This window comes from Robertkochia solimangrovi (assembly GCF_007279655.1).
Taxonomy (GTDB): Bacteria; Bacteroidota; Bacteroidia; order Flavobacteriales; family Flavobacteriaceae; genus Robertkochia; species Robertkochia solimangrovi.
The window spans coordinates 117225-139503 of record NZ_QKWN01000007.1 but is presented as its reverse complement, the minus strand read 5'-3'; the positions used below and the strand labels follow the sequence as shown (position 1 = coordinate 139503).

Here is a 22279-nt window from a genome sequence, read left to right as displayed (position 1 = left end):
ATTTGTGGGAATAAACTTAAATATTTTTCTTTTATCACTGAATATTTGTGTTTTATTCGATCAATTCGTTAAAAAATTAAGAGTAATACATTCTGGCAGGATAAATAAAAAAACCCTTACCATAGGCAAGGGGTTGATTGAAGTTTGTAAAGTGATCACTCCGGAAGTTCGGGAATTATGATTCGCCTTACCGGCGTACTCAAGGTTTTCAGGAAAGCTTCGAGTGCATTAATTTCATCACGGTTCAGGTCCAGTTTTCGAAGAATTGGAGAAGTGTCCGGAATCAGAGAGTCTCTTGGTGTCCCCAGATATTTCTTTTGAATTGGTGACGGGTTTCCCAAATTGTAAAACTCGATGACGTCGATAAGACTCGGGAAATGTCCGTTATGCATCCAGGGTCCTGTTCTTCCTACCTCCCGTAAGGTAGGAGTGCGGAATTTACCGATATCTTCCTGGTTGCCGGTTACATGATAACGTCCGAAATCTTCATTTTTTGTTCCAAATAGTGTTTGACCATCATTATGAAACTTGTTATCGCTGAAATAGGGCGTATTATGACAACTGATGCAATTGGCTTTCGTTCTGTAAATATGAAGTCCTTGAATTTCCTGATCGGTGAAGAGTGCGGAGTCTCCACTTATAAAACGGTCAAATTTACTTTGGTAACTTATGATCGTTCTCTCAAAAGTGGCGATCGCTTTCTTAATGCGGTCAAGATCGATACTGTCATTGCCGAAAGCTTTTTGAAAATAGGGTTTATATCCTTCGGTATTTTGAATTTTCTCTACTGCCAGGGTTAATTCTTCATTCATTTCAACTTTATCAGCAATGGGAAAGCGGGCCTGGTCTTCTAAGCTTTCTGCCCGACCATCCCAAAAAAGCTCCTTTGCGAACGCCGAGTTCATTATGGTCATGGCATTTCTCTTGCCATTTTGGCGATCATGCCCGAAGGATCTGGTTATATTGTCGGTCCAGGCTAGTTCCGGATTATGACAAGAGGCACAAGCGATCTGTCCGCTCTGTGAAAGGCGGGGATCATGGAAAAGCATTTTACCCAGATAGGCCTTATCTTCATTAAAGGGATTCGTCTCCGGATGGGTTACCTCTGGAAGTACTCCGATATCCTTAAATTCTGAACGGTCTATACTTGAATCCAGTACTGCTTCGGGCCATTTGGATGCGTCTCCTGACCCATACATCTTACGAAGTTCGGTTACCGGCAGGTAGTCTTCAGACATGCTGGTTTCGTTCTTACACGCTACCAGCATGCTGAAAATTATGAGGGGAATTAATTGTTTCATGCACATGTTATTCGAGTGTAACCTCATTGATACAAGCTTCATCGGTTAAGGGTTCTGGATCGGTATACCCGTTGGAATTATAAATTCTGTACCGGGAACTGACCGTTCCTCCGTATACTTCCTGATTAGTAACATTCAAAGTTAAGTCGATCTCCACGATATCCTGATCATTCCTGAAATACGTTCCTGAACCCGAGATTGCGAATTCAAAGCTCTTTCCATCTTTATTTGAAATAGTGATGAATTGCGAAACAACCAACACGCTACCTTTATCGGGATCATTTCCGTTTTCCGGATAGAATTCCAACGCCGGGTCGATGTTGAATCCCGGAGACCTATCCGCATCGGTTGCCTCATTGGAAAACCATCTTTGTAGATTGAAAGGATTCGTAGTTCTTCCTGCCAAAGTAGATTTGAAACTGATTCGAAACGCGTCATAGTAAATATCATCTGAAGTATCGGGAGTGCCATTATCTGAATACAACACTGCATTTGGATGATCTGCAGAAACTTCTATCGGCTGTGTGAAGGCAAAGTAATTTCTCCAGGTACATTCACCGTCATTATCATGATCGATCCAGTTTTCACCATAGGTTCTGAAATAGGGATTCGTAGGGTCATAGAATTTTGCAGCCGGGTTTATGGAAGGGTCACGGTCAGTTTTGATCGGTTTGATGATCTGTAATCTGCTGATAGCGCCTAAACTATATTGCTCATTTTCAACCAGACTGATCACCGACTGGTATGTGAGATCATCATTATCGATAGGTTCATTGAGTGTGATCTTATATAAGATCGAAGTGCTTGTAACAGATGCTCTTGATATATCATAGCTGAAATCATTTAGAAAGCTAAAGATCTCATTATCGTCGATTTCTGTATCAAAATAACCATTGGGAAAATTCACCTGAAAGTAAGAGGCTTCCTCAGTGGTTCCGGAGATCTCAAGTCTGTTATTCTCAAAACTCATAGAAGTACTTAGATCGCCCAGGGTTATTTCAAAAGTATCGTTTTTAGCGTTATCGTTTAAATTCCCAATATGGACCTCCTGATCCGATACGCTGTTTAGGGTAAAATCAATTTTAGCATCGGAATCCCAGCGTTCGGTGAAATTGACAATGATAGTATCGGTCAGTTTTTGAGGACTGAAACTCAGGGTTTCCGGGCTTACCGCAAAAGCAGTCCCATCCAGTTCGGTCTGCATAGTGTAGGTCGCAGTAACCTCACTTTTAAGTCCCGCATAAGTCAGAGCAACAGGTATTTTGAGAGGTTTTACCGCATTGTTCGTAAAAGAGTTCCTGGGAATTGTGGTTGTACTTACCTGAGGGTATTCCAAAGGAACGTTGTTGCTGTTCGTTATAAAGTTGAATCTTATAAAAGGTTGTATGTTTTGTTGATCCTGGTAATTATGGTCATCGTTACTGCAAGAGTTAAAAAGATGCACTATACCGAGCAGGATTATATATTTAATAGCCTTCATTTTGTTCCAGGTTTTCATTTAGGTTGATATTTTTCTGTGGTATGGGAAGAACATAGTAATTGGAGTAGTACACGAGATCACAGGTGGTTGCAATACAATCATTGCGCACAATATCCTTTTGTAATCTTTTCAGATCAAAGAATAGGGCACCTTCGAAACAGAACTCTCTTCTTCTTTCCAGCAAAATTGTATTTTCAAGATCTTCGGTTGATGTGATCGCTTCGATATTTGCACGCTCCCTGATAACGTTCACGTAATTCAACGCTTCCTGATCTTCTCCAGATTGCTGTAATGCTTCTGCCATAATGAGATACATTTCGCTTAGTCGTATTACAGGAATGCCGGGCTCTCCCTGAAACTTCTTCGTAAAAGCATAGGAAACAGGGGTAAGTGTTCCATTGATATCTGTGTCCAATTCTGTGGAAAAGAACATTCCATTTCCTCGTATGTCATTTTCTTCGAAAATATCTAAAAGGTCAGCAGAGGCGATATAATCACCAAAGGTGGTACTGCTTGTATAACCGAAAAAAGATTGCAGCGAGCCCCCGATACTTCCATTCTGATCACGTGGTGGTGTAAGTTCGAACAGGGTCTCAGATAGTGGCGTACTATAGGATTCCCACTGTGCAATGTAGTTTTCACCGGAAGTCAGGCTGTATCCTGAATTGGTAATCACAGATTCTGCGGTTTCAATGGCGTTATCATATTGCCCTGCAGCCAGATAGATACGTGCGAGTAGTGCCTGAACGTTTGCGGTGTTGAAATAAGAATACTCAGGGCCATCCAAAGCCTGTGCTGATTCAAAGGAAGATAAAGCCATGTTCATATCTTCGATGATCAATGTCATCGTTTCCGACAGTGAACTTCGGGACGGGTAGCTAAGATTATTGTCCAGGCTTGAATCCATATAAACGATTCCCGGATTATCACCGCCAGCACTATAATCCTTGGCATATATCTGTGAAAGCAGGAAATGGGTAAAACCACGAATTGCATAGGCCTCGGCGCTGATTTCAGATATTTCAGATTCACTGGCATCATTCAGATCAGCTACATAGGTAAGGATCAGGTTCGCCTGGTTAATGACATCATACGCGGCATCATAGAAACTTTCGAAATTACTGCTACGGGGATCGTCCTGAAAATTATAAACATTCTCTACTAAATAGGGTACGCTTACCTGACCCTTCAGGCTTCCGGTTGCAACTGGTGTGAAGCTTAAATTTCCGCCCTGAAGGTCTCCATAGGTCGCAAATGCCTCTATCCGCATTAGCTCTTCGAGAGAGCTGTAAGTGCCGGTCAGTGCCATAAGCACTCCGTTTTTGGTAGCCATTTGTTCGTTGATGGATATTTGTTTACCAGGTTCCTGTTCCAAAAAATTACTACAGGAAACCAGTAGTATGAGTAACAGTGCTGAGGTTATGACCGAATTATATTTTGGTGATTTTTTCATCGTTAAAAGCTGGTTTTAATTCCACATGAAATGGTTCTTGCCTGAGGATAGCTGAACCTGAATTCTCTTATGCCATTCAATCCTTTTGGAGCTTCATCCATATACCAATAGGCTACATTTGAAATATCGGTAAATATGGAAAAGGTATCCAGGAAGCTGTTTTCCGGAAGGGGAATCTGATACGACAGATTTATATTGCTGATCCTGATATAGGAATCATCATAGACAAACTTACTCAGGTTAGAGATCACAGGGTTGTTGGCGGGTATCGGTTGCAGCACATTATCTCCGGAATTTCTCCAATAATCGAAGGCGTTAACCGATAGATTTCGGTTATAAGTGACGTTGTATTGCGAAATCAGACTATTTGAAACCAAATACTCACTTCCGAACTGGTACGAACCTCTCACTGCAATCAGGAGATTTTTAAAGATTTGAAATCGTGTATTGAACCCTCCATACACATCAGGCTGGCTGTCACCTAATGGTTGCCAGTCTTCCTCGGTATGTAGTTGATTATACGTAGCCGCATCATAGATTTGTCCGTTAACATCGATAAGGTCTCTTCCGGTTGCAGGATCAATACCTGCCCATTTCACACCCCAAATAGTGGAGGTGCTGTATCCAATTTTTTGTGCCAGTGCTGCCGTGGCCGTAGAATAATCACTCCCGAGTCCGGTCAGGCTGGTCACTTCACTGGTCAGAGTAGCCAGGTTAAAGGAAGCGGTCCAGTTGAAGTTTTCTTTTCTGATAAGTTTCATATTGACCGTTGCTTCAAACCCCTTGTTATACATGCTTGCTGCATTTAGCTGTAAAGAGCTGTAGCCTGTTTCTGTGGGAATGTCTCTGGAAGTGATAAGGTCTTCGATATTATCATAATAATATTCCAGGTTAAGACTTAGCCGGTCAAAAAGATTGATATCGACTCCTGTATTGAATTTGGTGTTGCGCTCCCAGGTAAGTCTTGGGTTAGGAGCTGCATAGGGGGTGGCTTCATCCAGTCCGTTGTATCCGGAAACAGCTGTTTGGTAGAGTCCTTTGGATCGGTAGGAACCTATTCTGGAGTTGCCTGTAGTACCGTAGCTCACTTTGAGCTTCAGGAAATCAATCCATGAGCTATTTTCTAAAAATGCTTCCTTGCTCAGAATCCAGCTTAAACCCGCACCTCCATTATAGGCCACATTGGTGTCATCTCCGAAAACGGAACTTTCATCACGGCGGAAATTCACCAAAGCAAAATATTTACCTTTCAGATCGTAGTTCAGTTGAGAATATAAGGAAACCCTGGAATTATAATTGATATCGCTGTCGTAAGTTTGATTCGTATTCGTTTCATCAGCTTCGGTATCCGGATCATTGTCCTGAATGGCATCGATTACGTTGTTAACAACGTATGGGTTTGTGAATCCACGTCCGGATGCATAATTAAAATCCGTTTTTTCCTCGCTCATTTCAAATCCGGCAAGAAGGTCAAACTTATGCTGCCCAAATTTTTTATTATATCTGACCTGTGACTGCCAGTTCCATCGCGTGGAATTTCGCTGGTTGATGATCCTTCTTCCCCAGGATGGGTATTCCACACCATTTAAAACAAAATTTCCGTTATATCGCCCACTTTCGTTCTGAGCAGAAAAATAACGGTCCTGTTCCTTGTCCTTATGATCGATCCCGAATAAACTTGAGATCTCCAGATCTTCATTGATCTTAAAAGCAGCCTGAAAGCTTCCAAGGATTCCGTAGGTTTCCGTTCTGTTCAGGTTTTGTTCTGCAGCAGCCAATGGATTTGCAAGTCCGCTTACGCCGATATCGCTGTAATTTCCATCTTCGTCATAAGGAGCTATGGTTGGAAGAAAGGCATAGTTATAGTAGATATTCGGATTGTTTCGTTGAATATAACTGGGATTAAGTTTCAAACTGGTACTGAAAGCGCCGGAGGTATAGCCAAGACTTATGTTCATGTTCAGCTGTTCCGATCCGTTACCCACCTGAGGTTCGTCCAGATTTGTATAGGTTAAACTACTACGATAGTTAAATTTCTTTTGGGCTCCGGAAACACTGAAATTGTATTTCTGGTATACGCCTGTATTGTTCATAAGGTCGAACCAATCGGTATCCACTCCGTTATAGGATATTGGATTCTGACCGGTATTAATGAGGTAAGCATTACGCAATTCAGTATATTGAGCCCCATTCAGATATTTTATTTGATTGATGGCTTCTGAAATACCGGTCTGTGCTGAAAGATTGAATTTTGGCTTTGAAGTCTTTCCTTTTTTTGTGGTAATAATGATAACTCCATTAGCTCCATCTGCACCGTAGATACTCGCTGCAGCGGCATCTTTTAGTACACTGATACTTTCGATATCATCGGCTGCGATCTGTGCTAATGGGTTGTTGAGATTTTCAGCAAAGGATCCGCTGGCATCGAAAAAACTGTTGTCAATGGCCATTTCCTCCGTGATGGTCACCCCGTCAATGATTATAAGCGGTTGGGTCGAAGTACCCAGATTCTGGTTACCGATCGGACTCAGGCTACCCTGGCCACGGATGTTGATCTTTACGGGACCACCCACACCACTGGTATTTTCGATAAGCACACCGGCTAACTGGCCTTCCAGTGCCTTATCAACACTCTCGGTTGCTTGTTCGGTGGCGATATCTCTGGAATTGATACTTGCTATACTACCTACGACTTCTTCTTTTAATTTAGTGGTTCCATAGGAGGAGGTCACTACTACCTGATCCAGTTCGTTAACCGATTCTTTCATTCGGATATTGAAAACACTCTTATCACCCATAGGAATAATCATGGTTTCCATCCCGATATAAGAAATCTTTAATTCAACGTTTTCCAGATCAGACGATCTGACCAGATATTTGAAGTTTCCATCAAAATTGGTGATCGATCCCTTAGCCGTGCCGTTGATCATTATTGCCACACCGGCAAGTGGCTGGCCGTACAGATCATCGAGGACAGTTCCATTAATTTCACGCTCCTGAATTGTTGTGGCGGGTTTTACCAAAAGAATGATCTGGTTGCCACTTATTTTATAGCTCAGGTTAGTATCCGACAAGGCTTTGCTGAAGACTTCACGGATAGAGGCATTTTGAACGCTTACCGAAATTCTTGTGGTAACATCAATCTTTTCAGAATTATAAATGATCTTGTAATCAGAATTTTGGCGAATTTCTTCAATAAGTTTGGATAAGGGGGCATCCTGAAGATCCAAATTGTACGTTTTGGTCTGGGAGTAAATAAATGTACTACAATGGAGAAATAGAAATAATAATCCCCACCGTAAAAAATGCGACTTTCGCTTTCTCATGGTTAGTTATTAATTTGGCTTTGTTAAATTGATTACACTGCCATTGACCTGGTAGTCGAAGGGAGTGTCGAGTTTAAGAATTTCGAGGATCTCCGGGAGTGACTGATCTTTAAGGTTCAGTTCCCCGCTGAATCTCGATTGTGAAATAGCGCTATTTTCAATTTTTATATCTACTCCGAAGTATCTTTCCAGAAATTCAAAGAGAATTTTACTTTCCATTTGGTGCATGGTAAGTGTGCCATATCGCCATGAAAGATGGTCTAGGTCACTTACTTTTCTTTTGGATAACAGGCCTGTTGTCTTGTCGAACTGTGCAATTTCGCCGGGTTCAAGGTATACCGGATCTTTAGTTTCCGAATTTGCAGAAACCTTTACAGAACCTTCGGTAAGTGTGATTTCAGCGCTTACCATTTCAGTATAGGCCATAACATTGAAATGTGTTCCGAGCACTCTGACATCGATGTCCTCTGTATGAACAACGAAGGGAACTGCTTCATTCCGGGCAACATCGAAGAATGCCTCACCGATAAGCGAGGTTCTTCTAAGGCTATCCCCCGAGCTTTGAAAATATCTTAGTTCACTACCGGCATTCAGCATCACTTTGGTGCCATCTGGCAGAACAGCGGCATAGGTTTTTTCAAACGGGACTTTGATATTGAATTCAATTTGATCCTGATTGTCCTGATAGATAATAGAATCTTTGCTGAAAGTAGCTACAGCCTGACCGTTCAAAAAGAGGGTGTCGTTGGAGATCAGTTCCCTGGTGTTTCCGTCAGGAAGCTCGAGAACCACATTGTTTACTTTTTCTACAGGGATGTTTGAATCTTTTTCAGTCAGATTCCACACAAATAGTGCTCCTGCGATGACTGCTACGGAGGCATATTTCAGGAAGCGTTTTTCAAGTTTCCGCGCTGTACGTTTTTTGGCGATCTGAATGATCTTTCCGGCTGATGCTTTTTTTGCTGAATCGGATCGATGACCGATCGCCCATGCTTTTTTTAAACGTATGAATTCAGCACGATTAACCTCGCTCATTTCGATCCATTCAAAGATCTCCTCAACTTCATTCTCATTTGCCTCTCCGTTCAGGTAGCGAAATAATAGTTCTGAATTCATCGTACTCATTTGCTTTACCTATTAAGTACAACTCAATTGCGGTTAACCCTATGTTAAATTTTAATTATTTAAAGATTTTGAAGAAAAATGGCGATAAGTAATTCCGGGAAATAATCTTTCAATTGTTTACGGAGTGTTCGTAAAGCCTTTGTAAAGTGGGCTTCAACCGTTTTTATGGAAATATTCAGTTCCTCCGCGATCTCTGAATTCTTTTTTCCTTCAAATCGTTTTAATTTAAATATTGCGCGGGTTTGCTCCGGTAACGCTTCTATAAATTGTGAAATGATCTCTTCCATCTCTCTGATCACCAGTTCATCGAAAGTCATGGAGTCAAGAATGCTTATATTCAACTGATTTTCTTTTTCAGCCAAGTGATTGTCTCTGTAGCGACGTTTAACCTTTTCATGTTTCAGATGATTAAGGCACCTGGATTTAGCTGCGGTATACAGGAAAGATCGGATACCTCCGGGTTTTTCGATCGAAGTGCGATGTAACCAAAGATTGATAAACGCCTCCTGTACGATATGATTTGATTGTTCTTCGTCATCGATAAATTGCATACAGAATCCAAGAATAGAACTATACAAGAGGTCATAAAAATGTTTAAAAGCCTTTTCGTCTCCATTTTTGAAGCGAATAAAAAGCATGGAAACCACGTCGTTACTATGTGATAAAGAATCTTCCAAGGCCATATCTTACTAATCTGCGAAAGTAATTAAAATTAATTAGGCCATGGGAAAGGATTTACCTGTTACAAAGTGAAGTAGTGAAGCAGTAAGCAGTAATCAGTAATCAGAATGCTGTTTTCCGTTCTCTGTTTTCTGGTAACATCGTCACATCGTCACACAATAAAGCAGTAACGCAGTAAATTGTTTCCTGTTTTCGATTAAGCCCAAATCATTAAAAAACTGTTTTCCCGCTCTTTGTTCCCATACTAAAATCAACCTATTGTATTCCAGTGATTTGTGATTTTAAAGGAAAACATTGTATTTTTGCACCGCTTAAAAAAACAGCCTTATTATGACGCAGTCAGGAAAGATCGAACTGATGGCTCCGGCAGGGAATTTTGAATCGTTGCAGGCAGCCCTTGACAATGGAGCTGATTCCGTGTACTTTGGAGTTGAACAACTCAATATGCGTGCAAGAGCCACGATTAATTTTACCCTTGATGATCTTCCGGAAATAGCCAGAAGATGTAAGGAGAAGAATGTTCGTACCTATCTGACCCTGAATACCATCATTTATGATCATGATCTCAGTTTGATCAAGACCCTGTTGGATAAGGCAAAAGAGGCTGAGCTGACCGCAGTGATCGCTATGGATCAGGCTGTAATCGCTTATGCACGTCAGATCGGTATGGAGATCCATATTTCTACTCAGATCAATATTACCAACATCGAAACGGTTAAATTCTATGCGATGTTTGCCGATACGATGGTATTAAGTCGTGAATTAAGCTTACGTCAGGTGAAACAGATCTGTGACCAGATCGTTAAGGATGATGTTCGTGGTCCCTCCGGTAACCTTGTAGAAATAGAGATCTTCGGACACGGAGCTTTGTGTATGGCGGTATCCGGTAAATGTTACCTCAGTTTACATTCCCATAATTCTTCTGCAAATCGCGGAGCCTGTAAACAGAACTGCAGGAAGAAATATACTGTTATCGATCAGGAAAGTGGATTCGAGATCGAACTCGATAATGAGTATATGATGTCTCCGAAAGACCTTTGTACACTAGATATTTTGGATCAGGTGATCGATGCAGGTACGAAAGTATTGAAGATTGAAGGAAGAGGGAGAGCTCCGGAATATGTGGCAAAAGTTATCAGAACCTACAGGGAAGCGATCGATGCGTATGCAGACGGAACCTATGATGAGGAAAAGGTTGCTACCTGGATGGAGGAACTTAAAAAGGTATATAACCGTGGATTCTGGAACGGATACTATCTCGGACAAAAACTTGGAGAATGGAGTGACGGCCCGGGGTCTCAGGCGACTCAGAAAAAGGTTTACGTCGGCAAGGGGATGCATTATTTTCCTAAATCCAGTATCGCAGAGTTCAAGATCGAAGCTTATGATATCAAGATAGGTGATAAATTATTGATTACCGGACCTACTACAGGAGTTCAGGAATTCGAGCTGACCGAAATGATGGTGAATGATGAAAAACTCGATCAGGCCTCAAAGGGGGATTCTTGTACGATCAAAACAGATTTTAGGGTTCGACTTTCAGATAAACTGTATAAAATTGTCGCAAATTAATGGTTGTAGTTACACTTCAACGCGCAAAGTGCATCGGTTGTAATTATTGTATGGAACTTGCCCCTGATCAATTTCGAATGTCAAAGAAGGACGGCAAGAGTGTATTGCTGCATTCCGAGGATAAAAAGGGTTTCCATACCCTTAAGTCCCATGATAATACGATCTATGATACCTGTATGGAAGCGCAAAAGGCTTGTCCTGTAAAGATCATAACTACGAAGATGCTGTGATCTATTGAGGCCTTTTGATCCAAACCTCATAGATTGGATCGCCTTTACTGCTTTTGCCGGAATGATGCCAATTACCATCGATGAGTTCAAAATTGAACTCCAGTTTGGCACCAACTCGAGCATTGTTTCTGGAGAAATATAGAATTTCTTCGGTATAAATTCCGTTTTCTGCGCTATACATGCCCCCTCCCGTTCCCATGAATTCATGAGTTTCCGTATTGTAGGCGGTCCATTGAAAAAGTTTGCCTGATAATATCTTCATCGTTTTCCTTGGTCTGTCGGTATCGCGGTAAGCGATTTCTTCTCCCTGTTTACGCCCGGAAATCAACCATGCACCGGCAAGGGGTGATTCTGTTCCCGAATCGATTCGTTCCAGCTTCATTTCACTTCCCGTAATCCTGAAGGTTTTCTCCGTAAGCTCGATCTCAAAAGTCACGGAGGAGCCCACACGATCCGGATTTGCAGAATCGTATTCCACTGTTTCAGTCATCGTATTTCCATCAATCGACCAGGTACCCCCATTGGTCATTAGAAATTCTCCGGTCTCAGCCTTGAACCAGGTCGCTGATTGGTAGTGGTCGGTTATAATTACAAAAATTCTTGCAGGTTCACCCGAAGGGAGTGTGATCTTTCCTTCCCATCCACCGATGGGTGATTGGGAATACAGGGGGGTAGAAAATAGGAAGAAAAGAAAAATTACGGTATTGACTTTCATAGGATGGATTGTTTATCCTATTAAATTACAGAAAATTACTCATAGTTCAGTTTTAAATTTCGTGATAGAATCGAGTCATCCTGAAAACATTGGTTAACTTTATAATTTCAAAAATCAAAGCCATGGAAAAGCGATCAGAAGCCTTCTTTAGTAAAAAACAGGAATGGGAAAAAGTTGATGATGGAGTGAAACGTCAGATCATGGGATATGATGATTCGATCATGCTGGTTAAAGTTGCCTTTGAAGAAGGAGCCATCGGTTATGCTCATAAACACCCCCATGCTCAGGTTTCCTATGTGGAAGACGGAGAGTTTGAAGTGACTATAGGCGATGAAACCAAAACTTTGGTAGCAGGAGATTCCTTTTATGCTACCCCGGATACCATGCATGGGGTGATTTGTAAAAAAGCTGGAATGCTGGTAGATGTATTTTCTCCGATTAGGGAAGATTTTATAAAATGATGCTTATTTTACTTGTAAAACATCGCTTAAATACTAAGGTTTTTCTTACTTTTAGTTCATAACCTAATCCCGTTATGAACAGAATATCGATAGTTTTTTTCCTTTTTACATTGATACTTCATGCGCAGGAACAGGAGCACATCTATTCGGAATATTTCAAATTTGTTCCGGGAGATACTGAAATCATGTTTGCTGACAATGTTAAGCTAAGAAGTGAACCTGGATTGGAGTCTGAGGTATTGGAATTAATTCCGATAGGAGCTGCGATCAAAATTCTTAAAGTTTCCGATGCATCTTTGAATTTTGATGGTATTGTTTCACCATGGTATAAAGTTGATTACAAAGGTAAAGTTGGATTTGTTTTAGGGGGCTTGGTTTCCTTTGGCCATTTAAAATTTGGAAGCGCGTTGCTTTTATTTCAATTAAAGAAAAATGGTGGTCGGAATCCCGTATTAAAGGTAAGAGAGATTATTGAGGGTGAACCCTATATTTCTTATGAATTTGAACTTATCGGCGATCAATATTCAATTCAGTTCTTGTCGAATAAAGGACTAAAAGGTGTGGATAAAATAGTAGCTGTTAACTATGAGGCAGATGCTTGTATGGTGGAAGGTGGGGTTACCTATCTGTCCTGGTCTGTTAAGGGATTGCAAAAAATGGCTGATTTGTCTGAATTATCAGATGCCGGGATATTTTATTTTTCGGAGAGTTTCGAGTTTATGGAGGATAATCCAAATATAAAGGAGGGAGTGCTTTATACTCAAAAATTGATTACCGTTGAAAATGATGAAGAACTTTGGGAAAGAACGAGTATCACCACACGTTTTTTCAAGTGGGACGGCCAACAATTCGTTGGGTTTGAAAACTTCAGAAAGCATATTTCTGAAGATTGAAATGAATACTCCTTAATTGACCTGGATTTAAAGTGTTATATATCCGTGCTGTGGGTGTCTGTTAGTGAGATCTGATAGGCCAGCATTTTCTTTTTTAACAGGAAGTACCCTTTATTTAGCATGATCTCATAATCATTGATCGCTTTGAAGAGTATTTCCAGATTCTTCTCAATATAGGTTTGCTTTGCAAAGTATACCCTTTCCCTAGAGATATATGTTTCGAAATTGGATTTCATTTCCATACTGATCTCTTCGGTGAATAAATTGTCTTTAAGCATATTTTCTATGCCTGTTCTCAACTCTTTCTCTCCGGATGCCACTTTTAGAAAGTTTAGTTTTATGGTGTTCATTTCTGTATTCTCAGAGATGAACTGAAGTTTATTTCTAAGCTCTGTAATGACTTTAATCTTTTCATCAAATGCACTATCATACTTAAAATAATCCTGATAAAGATTGATCAATTTATGAGGGTCTCCGGCTGTTTTGGCCAGATCCCTGAAACAACTAAAGATCGCTCTGTCATTAAATTCAATAAACGCTTCTATTTCTTTTTGTTCTGTCTGAAGTCTTTCTATCAACGCATTAATATCCTTTCGGGTATACCTGACCCCATCATAATCAAAGGTCTTAAGGCGGATAGTTCTATCGGCGATCATTTTAAGAGTTTCGATATCATTCTTTATTGCGATGGAATTATAAACGATGTCAACGGTTTCGTCGGAGAATAGCTCATTTACGGATTTTTCACATGTTAACCCTTCCATCTCCAAGTAATTAAATATTACGGGATTCTTATAATCATAGTAGCCATTATAAATTCTGGAGAAGGTGGTTTTTGAACGATATTCCGCATATTCCTGCTTGAATTGATCAAACCCGGTAGCCTTAGGATTTTCTGTATAAGTAACGTTCTTGAAGATTAGTTCGGTAAGCTTCTTTTGAATTTTTTCAACATCTTTGAACAAGCTGTTGGCAGGTCGGTTATCAAATATTGATCTTGTTTTGCCTTTCTTTTTTAGATTTTCGATCCTGTCTGATAGTTCCGGATGAGATGACCATTGATTATTAATGACAAGTTTTGATTTGTTATAACGGTTCAATTCTTCCAGAGAAACCACCGGGAAGCCATGTTTCATTTCAAGAGCACTCTCACTGGCTTCACAAAACATAATATGCGTTTGTTCTGAAAAGATGTTTTCGCTTTTCTCATTCATTTCAACTTTGGTCTCATAGAATTGAAAAACATTATTAAGTGCAAATTCAGCCATATTCATTCTGAGTAGTGAATCCTGTAAAGGTTCATAACCCGTTATATGGGCTGCGATCTCATCAGCATGGAACTCCATTTCACGCGAAAGACTTAAATAGGACTTGTTTACGATGGCATATAGTTGTTGCAGCAAATATTGGATGCCTTGATTTATCTTAACTGCCACAATTACGAATATAGAGATGATGCCACTTAGTTTGGCCCAGTTGTGCACCATTCTGAAATAGGAATCATTCTCAAACAGCATGTTATAGATGACCTGGTTTACGTTGTATACATAACTGCTGACCTTCATCGATTCCTGCGAAAAATGACCAAACTCATGTGAGAGTATTGCCTTGAGTTCTGAGGTGGTGATGCTGTTGATCAATCCCATCCCAATATGAAGATTCTTTCTGACCGGGAAGAACATGCTCCAAAAGTTTGAATTGTAGAATACCGAAGCATTTACCTCAGATGACAGATAAACTTTTTTTGGGAATTCGGTACCTACCTGGGTCACAATCTCTTCAATCATGGCAAATAGCTCAGGCTCTTCATGGACTTTAACTTCGATATAACCCGATAGGTCGGTCTTTTTAGAGGTGAAGATGAATTTGATAAGAAATATCAGGATCAGAAATCCGAGACTGGCTAATCCGAGTCCGAAGGCTACGGTAATTAGGGTGAAATATTGTGTAATTATAATATAGCTGCCATAAACGCATACGATCGTTATGGCGATGCTTAAGAGGAAAATTAAAACGTAGGAGGCTACAAAGAGTATTATGGAGCCTATCGCTTTTTTGGTTTGCTGTTGGAAGGAGGGGGATGGTGTTATTGCTAATTTGTTCATAGTTCCTTCTGGAATTCGTACTTTTTAAATATTCATTGGGTGCATAGAATATCACAAATTATGATGAGAATTGCATGTGAACAGCGCACATGCCATAATCTCAATCATCTTGTAACGAAGGAAATATAGGAATTTTCTGCTATGTATTTAAGTATTAAGCCTTAAAGATCGTAATGATTTTACCTGATAGGGATAAGCATTTCAACATGACATTTGTTTTCCGGATGCTTACGGAAATCATTATAAAGGATCTCTAATGGCTCCGAATCATCTTTTTGGTAGCCCTGCTCATTTAGGTATCTATACATACTGATCCAGGCTTTGTCGAAATCTTTCGGTTCGATCTCAAAAGTTCCACTGAGGTATTCACTTTTTTTAATCGAACTCTTTCCGATATGCCCTTCAACTTCTGTTTTGGGATCAATGGTGATACAGGCACTCATTCTAACTTTTTCCGGTTCAGTAAATTTAAAACTGTCGTGGTATTTTGTGATTACAAGTGTGTTTTCCGGATCGAATATTCTTTTGGCGTTCGCCCATTTTAAAAGTTCCGTATAGACATTGCCGAGATTCTTAGGGCCCATACAGGTGATATAGGCGACTTCCATATTCGGGATTTGTCTGATCATGATCTTTGCATTCATAGTAAACCAATTTTTTAGTGTTTCCATTTTGCAAAGGTAGCTGTCGATCTCCTCCTTGTTTTGATCTATCTTGTGCTCTGTTTGATCAATCTTGCTATAGGTGCCCTGATACCGTTTGCTGAATTGGGTAGGACTCATCCCAAACCTTTTCTTAAAAGCCCTTCCAAATACTGCGTGATCATTGAATCCACAATTCAAGGCGATATCAGAAATCGAAGTATTTTCAGGTCTGATGAGTTTGGCAGCAGCTTTTTCCAAACGTTTTCGTACCACATAAGTATTAAGGGTTTCACCCGTAATCGTTTTGAAGATCCTATGAAAATGATAGGGAGAGAAATGTGCGATCTCCGAAAGGGTAATAAGCGATAGGTCTCCATTCAGGTTTGCCTCTATATAGGTGAAAACCCGATTTAGACGTTTACTGTATTCATTTTGTAATGAATTTGTCATTACTCAATAGTTGTTTTAACTAGGATGCAGCTAATTCCGATAATTTGTTTACGGTTTTCCAGTTTCTGGTGGTCGCCTTACAGCCTAATTTTTTCTCCAGGAAGTTATTGTTAAGTTTTGTTCTTCCATATCCGTTGGGGCAATAAAGATAGATCTTGTCATCTTTTAGCTCCAGCGCTTCTCCAGGCTGACATTTTTCGAGTATCTCCGGAAGATTCTCCGTACTGGCAGTGCCGGAAAGAAAGGTGATATGAAAGAATTTTTCTTCCATTTGAGCATCCTCCAGAAAAGGATTGTCCGTTATAGATTCATTTAAATGATCCTTGGTTAATATCATAACCGGAACTTCATATCCATAAACGTCATTAATTTTACTTTCAATGCTGTTTTCGATCTCACGGGAATTTTCCTGGGCAGCACTAAACACTACATTACCACTCTGAACGTAGGTTGTTATATCGGAAAAACCCAAACCCTCAAACATGTTTCGCAGATCTGCCATTTTTATGATGTTATGACCACTGACATTAATTCCTCTCAATAAAGCTATATAAACGAACATAGTGTAATTTTTGCAGGTACTTATTTTTCGATATCGAAATAACGATCATCATCGGATTCTTTTGCATCCCATTCCAGGACATCATTATACCAAACCTTCAGGATAATGGAATTCTTTCCATTCTTGTATAATTGAGTTTTGATGTAATCGGTAGTACCATCCTCAAAATCGATTCTGGTTTCAGAGATCTGATCGGTAAAGGTATAATCACTGGCGAAGATACGAATGTAATCTTCATTTTCCCGGTCGACCAGTATTGGCTGATTAGAGGAAACCACCCAGTCTTCACCTTCTTTGTTATAAACTGCGATATCACGAAGTTCGATTCCATCTTCCTGGTTTGTAATGTTGTCGCCCGATCCGTTTATGAACCGAATGTCCATATCCATTTCCAGATTGACACAGCAAGTATCGGTGTCGTCGCTCTTACAGGAATTACTGATGAATGCTCCCGTTAAAAGGAACAATAAGATCTTAATTTTCATGAACTTAAAGTTGATAGGTTAATCGTTCTTAAATGTATGAAAATATGCGTAATCATAGCATCCTCCCTTTATAAAGAGGGTTTTTAACTTGTGTATGTCTGATTAGAGGGATAGTTGTTCAATACATTTAGTAATGTCATTTTCAGAATACTCACCCAGAACTACCCGGTAGGCTCCATTTTGGTTTAAGACGAGCAAGCCGTAACAATAACCGTAGGGTTTAAACACTGTTTTTCGAAGTCGTTTATCGATATCCGGAAAGTGATCCACGCCGTCAATAATTCTCTTTGCCCGACTTTCTTCAGCATAAACATAGATGTTTCTTGCCGCTTGAGTATCTATTTTGCGATAAAGGTCGTTAAAGAAGTTTACGGAACGCGGAAGATCTCTATATTGATCGTAATGACAGGAATTTTGCGGATACCTGAAATTGATGATCAGCAAGTCCTGATCCTGCCAGTTATAGGTTTTTTTAAGGAATTCTTTCATCGGGTCTTCAAAAGTTCCTTGCTTAATTCTTTGCGCATTTACCGAAAATGTCACCAAAAACAGGAAGCAGAGTATATTTGTCGTTTTCATAATTCACGCTCATTAATTCCATCCGCTGAAATGACAGAATCTCAGTAAAACGGCCACCCCAAATGTAGTTGATAATCAAAATAAGTGTTCTATTTGAACATCTTCGAAAGATGTTCAAGACTCGGACTAATATCAAAATATAATCCTTCGATACCTGTCTCATTCTCCTTAACGGAAAGGTAATCGAAATGTTCGATAAGTCTTTGTGTTCCTCCAAATGACATTCCCAGGATGTTTAAAAGATCATACTCATGGCCTACCTTGATAACATAGAAAGCGGTAGCTTTTTCCAGGCCGGTACCGGAACTGACCAAGGCATCTATGACCATGTTCATTCTCGCCAATTGTTTTGCAGCACTGGTGCTGTCGTTTTTTTGTTCGTATGCATAGACCTGGTAGTTCATTACTCTGAGATCGAAAGGGTCCTGAGCAAGCACGGAATCTGAAAAGGATAAAAGTATATCCAGATCATTGCTGATCATGTCCGGTTTGTTCAACAATACTTTCAGGCTATCGGTATAATCAGATCTGCCATAGGGCGAATAATCGGGTTCAAATATATACCCATAATAGAGATGCCGCCGTTCTTCGAGTGTCATAGTAGTGTCGGCATCCTGATATCGTTTCATTAGTTTCGGATAGTATAGTTCGGAACTTTCTTCTTTTACTTTTTCTCCGATCTGCTTATAGTCGGGGGCTTTATACTCCCAGTCTTGTGTATAGCCGGTCAGCGCTACTAAGAATAGTATCAGTGTTATGATCGTTCTTTTCATATTTCAGTCATTACAATTTTTATACCATTAAACGATCTCGGATTATTTTTCAACGTTAAGATCCGGGATTAACAAAAACAATATTTGGATATGCTTCATTGACGGTATTCTGCTCCCGTTCATTCAAATCTGAATAGGTGCGGTAATATTTCTTTTCAGAAAGCTGTTCTCTCATCGAAAGGATCTCATTAGAGATGGTATGTTTAACCTCATCGATCATTTTGGTATCGGTGTCCTCACCGGCTTCGATCACAAATGCTGATTCCTGCTTGTAGGTGATCAGATATTTGCGAATTCTTTTTTTGAACTGATCGGGGCTCACATTAAACTGATCAACCAGAACTTTTCCGTCATTGCGCACTTTCAATTTAAAGGCGATGTCAAAATTTACCAGTTTATCCGGGGTATCCTCAATAATCGAGGTTTGCTTCGCTGTATCCGGTTCTGTTTCTGTTTTGGTTTCCTTCTTACATGCTAAGATCAGAAGTGAAATTATACACAGTGCTGGCAGGATTCTCTTCATGGTTTATGGATCGATTATGAGTTTGGGTAAATTTAAGTAATTATCAATTACCGAAAGGCTGATATGTTTAATCCGTCGAAATAGTAAGTCCTGTCATCACATTTAAAAAGCGATATTCCTTTAATCTCGGATCGAATAGTTCCTGTCGGATATACTCGATTACTACCATCTTATTCTTCAGTTTTTCATATTCCGACTGCAGATCTTCCACATTGGAAGCTACGAAGGTGAGCCAGTAGAATTTTTCAGTCTTTCCTTCAGTATTGGTAACCTCAAGTACGATAAAATTGTCATTGTTTACCGATTTAATCTTTCCTGAGGTACTTTGGTATTCAGTGGTTTCCACTTCTTCTTCATCTGATAGCATCGTCAGGAAGTCCGGACAGGTTACTGCCATACGCGTCCCTATCAGTACTCCGATACGTTCACCATCTGGACCATCGATCTCATTGAGGTCATAATTGTAATCGGCCAGTAATTGCTTTTTGTAAGGCATAGCACTCTTCAAAAGACAAATTCCAAGTGCGGTTGTTGTGATCTCTTCCTCACTCTCATATAGTTCAGAGACGCAATCGCATGCATCATTAGCAATCTTATCGATATAATCAGGTTCTTGTGCATTGATAAGTCCTGTTATACTCAGGAATAGGAATAGTAGTTTTGATTGAATCAGTTTCATAGTTTTAAGGTTGTTTAGGATATTGTATGCGTTATTTATAGGGTTTATATCATTTTTACCGTGCCTCCGTTTGCGGTAATTTCCTCCACAATTCGTGCTTCCCATTTGCTAACGTTCTTTACGATCACAATTACAGTAATTGCACCGGCGAAGTCTAGTATATCTGAGAACAGTGTTAATGTAGAGCCGGTAATGTACTCTTCCACAGTTTCCGAGCTCATTGCATTTTGAAATATGATACGACCCAATATCCCGGTAGCGATAAATAAAATCCACCAGGTACCCAGCAATAGATCTCCTTCCTTAATTTGAAAGGTAACGTCAGATTTGCGGATGGTAAATTGGGTTTCATACCAGATTTCTTTCATGATCTGAAAAGGCCTGAATAAATTTAAGATGGGTACGAACCATGTCCAAATAGTGGCGGATTCAGATTGGTTAGGATGGACTCCCAAACGATGCAGATTTCCATAGGATCGGCGAAACCAGTTCAGGAAAACTACAATAGAGGCGATGGTGAGTCCGAGTTGAAGAAATCCTATTATCGACTGTCTTAGATCATTGTTTTCAAGTATCGTAAGGTTTACTTCTTCCACTTGCATTTTATATAACAATTGTAATTCCATAATGTTGGAAAGTATAGCGATCACGGTTAATACAAGGAGAACCTGAAAAATTCTGATAAGGATAACTGATCTTTTGTGATTACTATAAAGAACCTTCCCGGAATACAGGGGGTCTTCTGTCGTGGTTATATCGTTCATAGTTGGTGCGATTTAGGTTATTTTTTCTTTTCTGGTATCCGGTAGAACTCTTGGATCGTTTTTACAATAGCGGTTATTCTTTCGGTTTCACTCCTTATTACTGTACTGATAGTATCTTCTGCAGATGAGATTGTTAAGGTGCTTCGATGAATCTCTTCTGGTTCTGTGATCAGTGCAATCTCCAGGGGAGAGGAACTTATCTTTTGCTCCGAACCCCGGAAGAATTTATAATCAGGCAGATAACTTATTTCTTCGCTGGTAAGCGTAATGATCTCTTTTCCATAAGTATTCCATACAAGATGACGAAATATCTGAAAGGAATAAAACCAGAAAAATGCAAAAATGAGCAATAAAGAAAAATGTGGGTCAATTATATCCATCGCTACAGCATTCATGATCAAAAACGGGATGCTACTCATAACCAGGATGAGTATGATATAAATACCGCGAATGAAGACAGGTGCTTTTGTGGTTGGAATTTCAATGATAAGTCGCCCCCGTGAAAGATTCTCTGGGATGTCCATATAAGTAAGTCTTTAAACTGGTGACGATCAAAGGTCATTACCAATAGTTAATTTTGATATGGGGGCGTAAATATTGTCTTACCGCTAAAGTAAAAAAATATTTTAAACGTAAAAGTAAAGAATGAACATCGAAAGGAAATTTAAAGATATAACTAATGGCGACCATTCCCTATAGCTAAATGAGAACGAGTTTCAGGAATGGCCGAACATTAGTTTCCGCAACACTTAAGAATTTGATTATACCACTATCGTTTTTGTCAGGGTATAGCCATCGGTAGTATTACCGGTGATATCATCCAGCATATTTCCATTCAAACTATCTGAGAATACATTATCTGTTTCATTTTGGGTATCTGCTTCTCCGTTATATCCGTCGGAAGCATATACCGTATCGCATACCTCTTTAGGAAAAGCGATCTGTGTAACCCTGATAGATTTTTCCGATGAATCCAGTATTTCCAGATGAATATGAGGAGCACGACCCTGATACCAACCCGGGAAGATACTTATGAAAGAAACCTGACCGTTGGAATCGGTGGTTTGTCGCCCTCTTAAAAAATCTTTATCGGAATAGTCCGTACGTTGCATCTGAGTTCCGCCATATTGAGAATAGTTTCCATCAGCATCACAATGCCAAACATCCACCAATACTCCAGCCAAAGGATTGCAATCGTCACTCTGATCCTGAATAGTCAGGTTGATCAGCAGCGCCACACCGGTTCTGTCTGCTATAATATTTTCACGCGCCAATTCTGCTGGAGTTTTAATAGGGAATGGACCTGCAGTTTCGCTCGGGGAAAGTTCACAATCTCCGATCACGCCACTGTCGGAAGAATCCGACCCCTCGGTTAGTTCGCTATCCTCATCCTTGGAACATGCAGTGATCACGGTCGGTATGGCAACGATCGCTCCCATTCCAACCAGTCCTTTTCTAAGAAAATGTTTTCTGTTCAT

At 40.1% G+C, this 22279-nt stretch carries 22 protein-coding genes; 4 read left to right on the top strand and 18 right to left on the bottom strand.

All coding sequences use genetic code 11. The features are described 5' to 3' along the window. Nucleotides 1–155 precede the first annotated feature (155 nt). The 6 genes from DMZ48_RS10875 to DMZ48_RS10850 are packed head-to-tail and all read right to left on the bottom strand — an operon-like array spanning nucleotide 156 to nucleotide 9368. Entirely contained in the window at nucleotides 156–1301 is a 1146-nt protein-coding gene (locus DMZ48_RS10875; RefSeq protein ID WP_143955175.1) for a cytochrome-c peroxidase, read from the bottom strand. Between the two features lie 7 nt (nucleotides 1302–1308). After that, nucleotides 1309–2799, bottom strand: coding sequence for a hypothetical protein (locus tag DMZ48_RS10870; protein WP_143955174.1), 1491 nt, complete (start codon nucleotides 2797–2799; stop codon nucleotides 1309–1311). Further along, entirely contained in the window at nucleotides 2768–4234 is a 1467-nt protein-coding gene (locus DMZ48_RS10865) for a RagB/SusD family nutrient uptake outer membrane protein (protein WP_143955173.1), read from the bottom strand. Before DMZ48_RS10865 ends, DMZ48_RS10870 begins: the two co-directional genes overlap by 32 nt. 2 nt (nucleotides 4235–4236) lie before the next feature. After that, nucleotides 4237–7560, bottom strand: a complete 3324-nt coding sequence (locus tag DMZ48_RS10860) for a SusC/RagA family TonB-linked outer membrane protein (RefSeq protein ID WP_143955172.1) — start codon at nucleotides 7558–7560, stop codon at nucleotides 4237–4239. A gap of 9 nt (nucleotides 7561–7569) precedes the next feature. Further along, nucleotides 7570–8685, bottom strand: coding sequence for a FecR family protein (locus tag DMZ48_RS10855; protein ID WP_143955171.1), 1116 nt, complete (start codon nucleotides 8683–8685; stop codon nucleotides 7570–7572). Between the two features lie 59 nt (nucleotides 8686–8744). Then, the gene (locus DMZ48_RS10850; RefSeq protein ID WP_242009178.1) at nucleotides 8745–9368 is read right to left on the bottom strand and encodes an RNA polymerase sigma-70 factor; all 624 of its coding nucleotides are present in this window, start codon (nucleotides 9366–9368) and stop codon (nucleotides 8745–8747) included. Nucleotides 9369–9696: 328 nt separating this feature from the next. On the opposite strand from DMZ48_RS10850, the gene DMZ48_RS10845 reads away from it, so the two are divergent. Both DMZ48_RS10845 and DMZ48_RS10840 read left to right on the top strand, forming a co-directional pair. Beyond that, nucleotides 9697–10938 (top strand): peptidase U32 family protein, encoded by a 1242-nt coding sequence (locus DMZ48_RS10845; RefSeq protein WP_143955170.1) that lies wholly within the window; start codon nucleotides 9697–9699, stop codon nucleotides 10936–10938. Then, nucleotides 10938–11168 carry a ferredoxin gene (locus DMZ48_RS10840; protein ID WP_143955169.1) on the top strand — a complete coding sequence of 77 codons (231 nt, stop codon included), beginning with the start codon at nucleotides 10938–10940 and terminating at the stop codon, nucleotides 11166–11168. Before DMZ48_RS10845 ends, DMZ48_RS10840 begins: the two co-directional genes overlap by 1 nt. 1 nt (nucleotide 11169) lies before the next feature. Here DMZ48_RS10840 and DMZ48_RS10835 read toward each other — a convergent pair whose 3' ends face one another. After that, nucleotides 11170–11883 carry a membrane or secreted protein gene (locus DMZ48_RS10835; RefSeq protein ID WP_143955168.1) on the bottom strand — a complete coding sequence of 238 codons (714 nt, stop codon included), beginning with the start codon at nucleotides 11881–11883 and terminating at the stop codon, nucleotides 11170–11172. Between the two features lie 122 nt (nucleotides 11884–12005). Here DMZ48_RS10835 and DMZ48_RS10830 point away from each other — a divergent pair, with 122 nt between their 5' ends. Then, nucleotides 12006–12344, top strand: coding sequence for a cupin domain-containing protein (locus tag DMZ48_RS10830; protein WP_143955167.1), 339 nt, complete (start codon nucleotides 12006–12008; stop codon nucleotides 12342–12344). 74 nt (nucleotides 12345–12418) lie between these two features. Continuing rightward, a complete protein-coding gene (locus DMZ48_RS10825) occupies nucleotides 12419–13237 on the top strand; it encodes an SH3 domain-containing protein (protein ID WP_143955166.1) in 819 nt (272 codons plus the stop codon). Between the two features lie 35 nt (nucleotides 13238–13272). On the opposite strand, the gene DMZ48_RS10820 is transcribed toward DMZ48_RS10825, so the two are convergent. From DMZ48_RS10820 to DMZ48_RS10770, 11 genes are all read right to left on the bottom strand, one after another. Beyond that, the gene (locus DMZ48_RS10820; protein ID WP_143955165.1) at nucleotides 13273–15342 is read right to left on the bottom strand and encodes a M48 family metalloprotease; all 2070 of its coding nucleotides are present in this window, start codon (nucleotides 15340–15342) and stop codon (nucleotides 13273–13275) included. A 179-nt stretch (nucleotides 15343–15521) separates the two neighbouring features. Next, on the bottom strand, nucleotides 15522–16436 hold the full coding sequence (locus tag DMZ48_RS10815) for an AraC family transcriptional regulator (protein WP_143955164.1): 915 nt from the start codon (nucleotides 16434–16436) through the stop codon (nucleotides 15522–15524). A 19-nt stretch (nucleotides 16437–16455) separates the two neighbouring features. Next, entirely contained in the window at nucleotides 16456–16998 is a 543-nt protein-coding gene (locus tag DMZ48_RS10810; protein WP_143955163.1) for a DUF1697 domain-containing protein, read from the bottom strand. Between the two features lie 20 nt (nucleotides 16999–17018). Then, the gene (locus DMZ48_RS10805) at nucleotides 17019–17483 is read right to left on the bottom strand and encodes a hypothetical protein (RefSeq protein WP_143955162.1); all 465 of its coding nucleotides are present in this window, start codon (nucleotides 17481–17483) and stop codon (nucleotides 17019–17021) included. Nucleotides 17484–17585: 102 nt separating this feature from the next. Next, the gene (locus DMZ48_RS10800; protein ID WP_143955161.1) at nucleotides 17586–18062 is read right to left on the bottom strand and encodes a hypothetical protein; all 477 of its coding nucleotides are present in this window, start codon (nucleotides 18060–18062) and stop codon (nucleotides 17586–17588) included. Nucleotides 18063–18151: 89 nt separating this feature from the next. Further along, a complete protein-coding gene (locus DMZ48_RS10795) occupies nucleotides 18152–18835 on the bottom strand; it encodes a DUF4919 domain-containing protein (protein ID WP_143955160.1) in 684 nt (227 codons plus the stop codon). Between the two features lie 55 nt (nucleotides 18836–18890). Continuing rightward, entirely contained in the window at nucleotides 18891–19358 is a 468-nt protein-coding gene (locus DMZ48_RS10790) for a hypothetical protein (protein ID WP_143955159.1), read from the bottom strand. Nucleotides 19359–19425: 67 nt separating this feature from the next. Further along, the gene (locus DMZ48_RS10785; RefSeq protein WP_143955158.1) at nucleotides 19426–20037 is read right to left on the bottom strand and encodes a hypothetical protein; all 612 of its coding nucleotides are present in this window, start codon (nucleotides 20035–20037) and stop codon (nucleotides 19426–19428) included. A 44-nt stretch (nucleotides 20038–20081) separates the two neighbouring features. Further along, nucleotides 20082–20801, bottom strand: coding sequence for a DUF4328 domain-containing protein (locus DMZ48_RS10780; RefSeq protein WP_143955157.1), 720 nt, complete (start codon nucleotides 20799–20801; stop codon nucleotides 20082–20084). Between the two features lie 17 nt (nucleotides 20802–20818). Beyond that, nucleotides 20819–21325, bottom strand: a complete 507-nt coding sequence (locus DMZ48_RS10775; protein WP_143955156.1) for a hypothetical protein — start codon at nucleotides 21323–21325, stop codon at nucleotides 20819–20821. A gap of 237 nt (nucleotides 21326–21562) precedes the next feature. Beyond that, entirely contained in the window at nucleotides 21563–22279 is a 717-nt protein-coding gene (locus DMZ48_RS10770; protein ID WP_143955155.1) for a dioxygenase family protein, read from the bottom strand.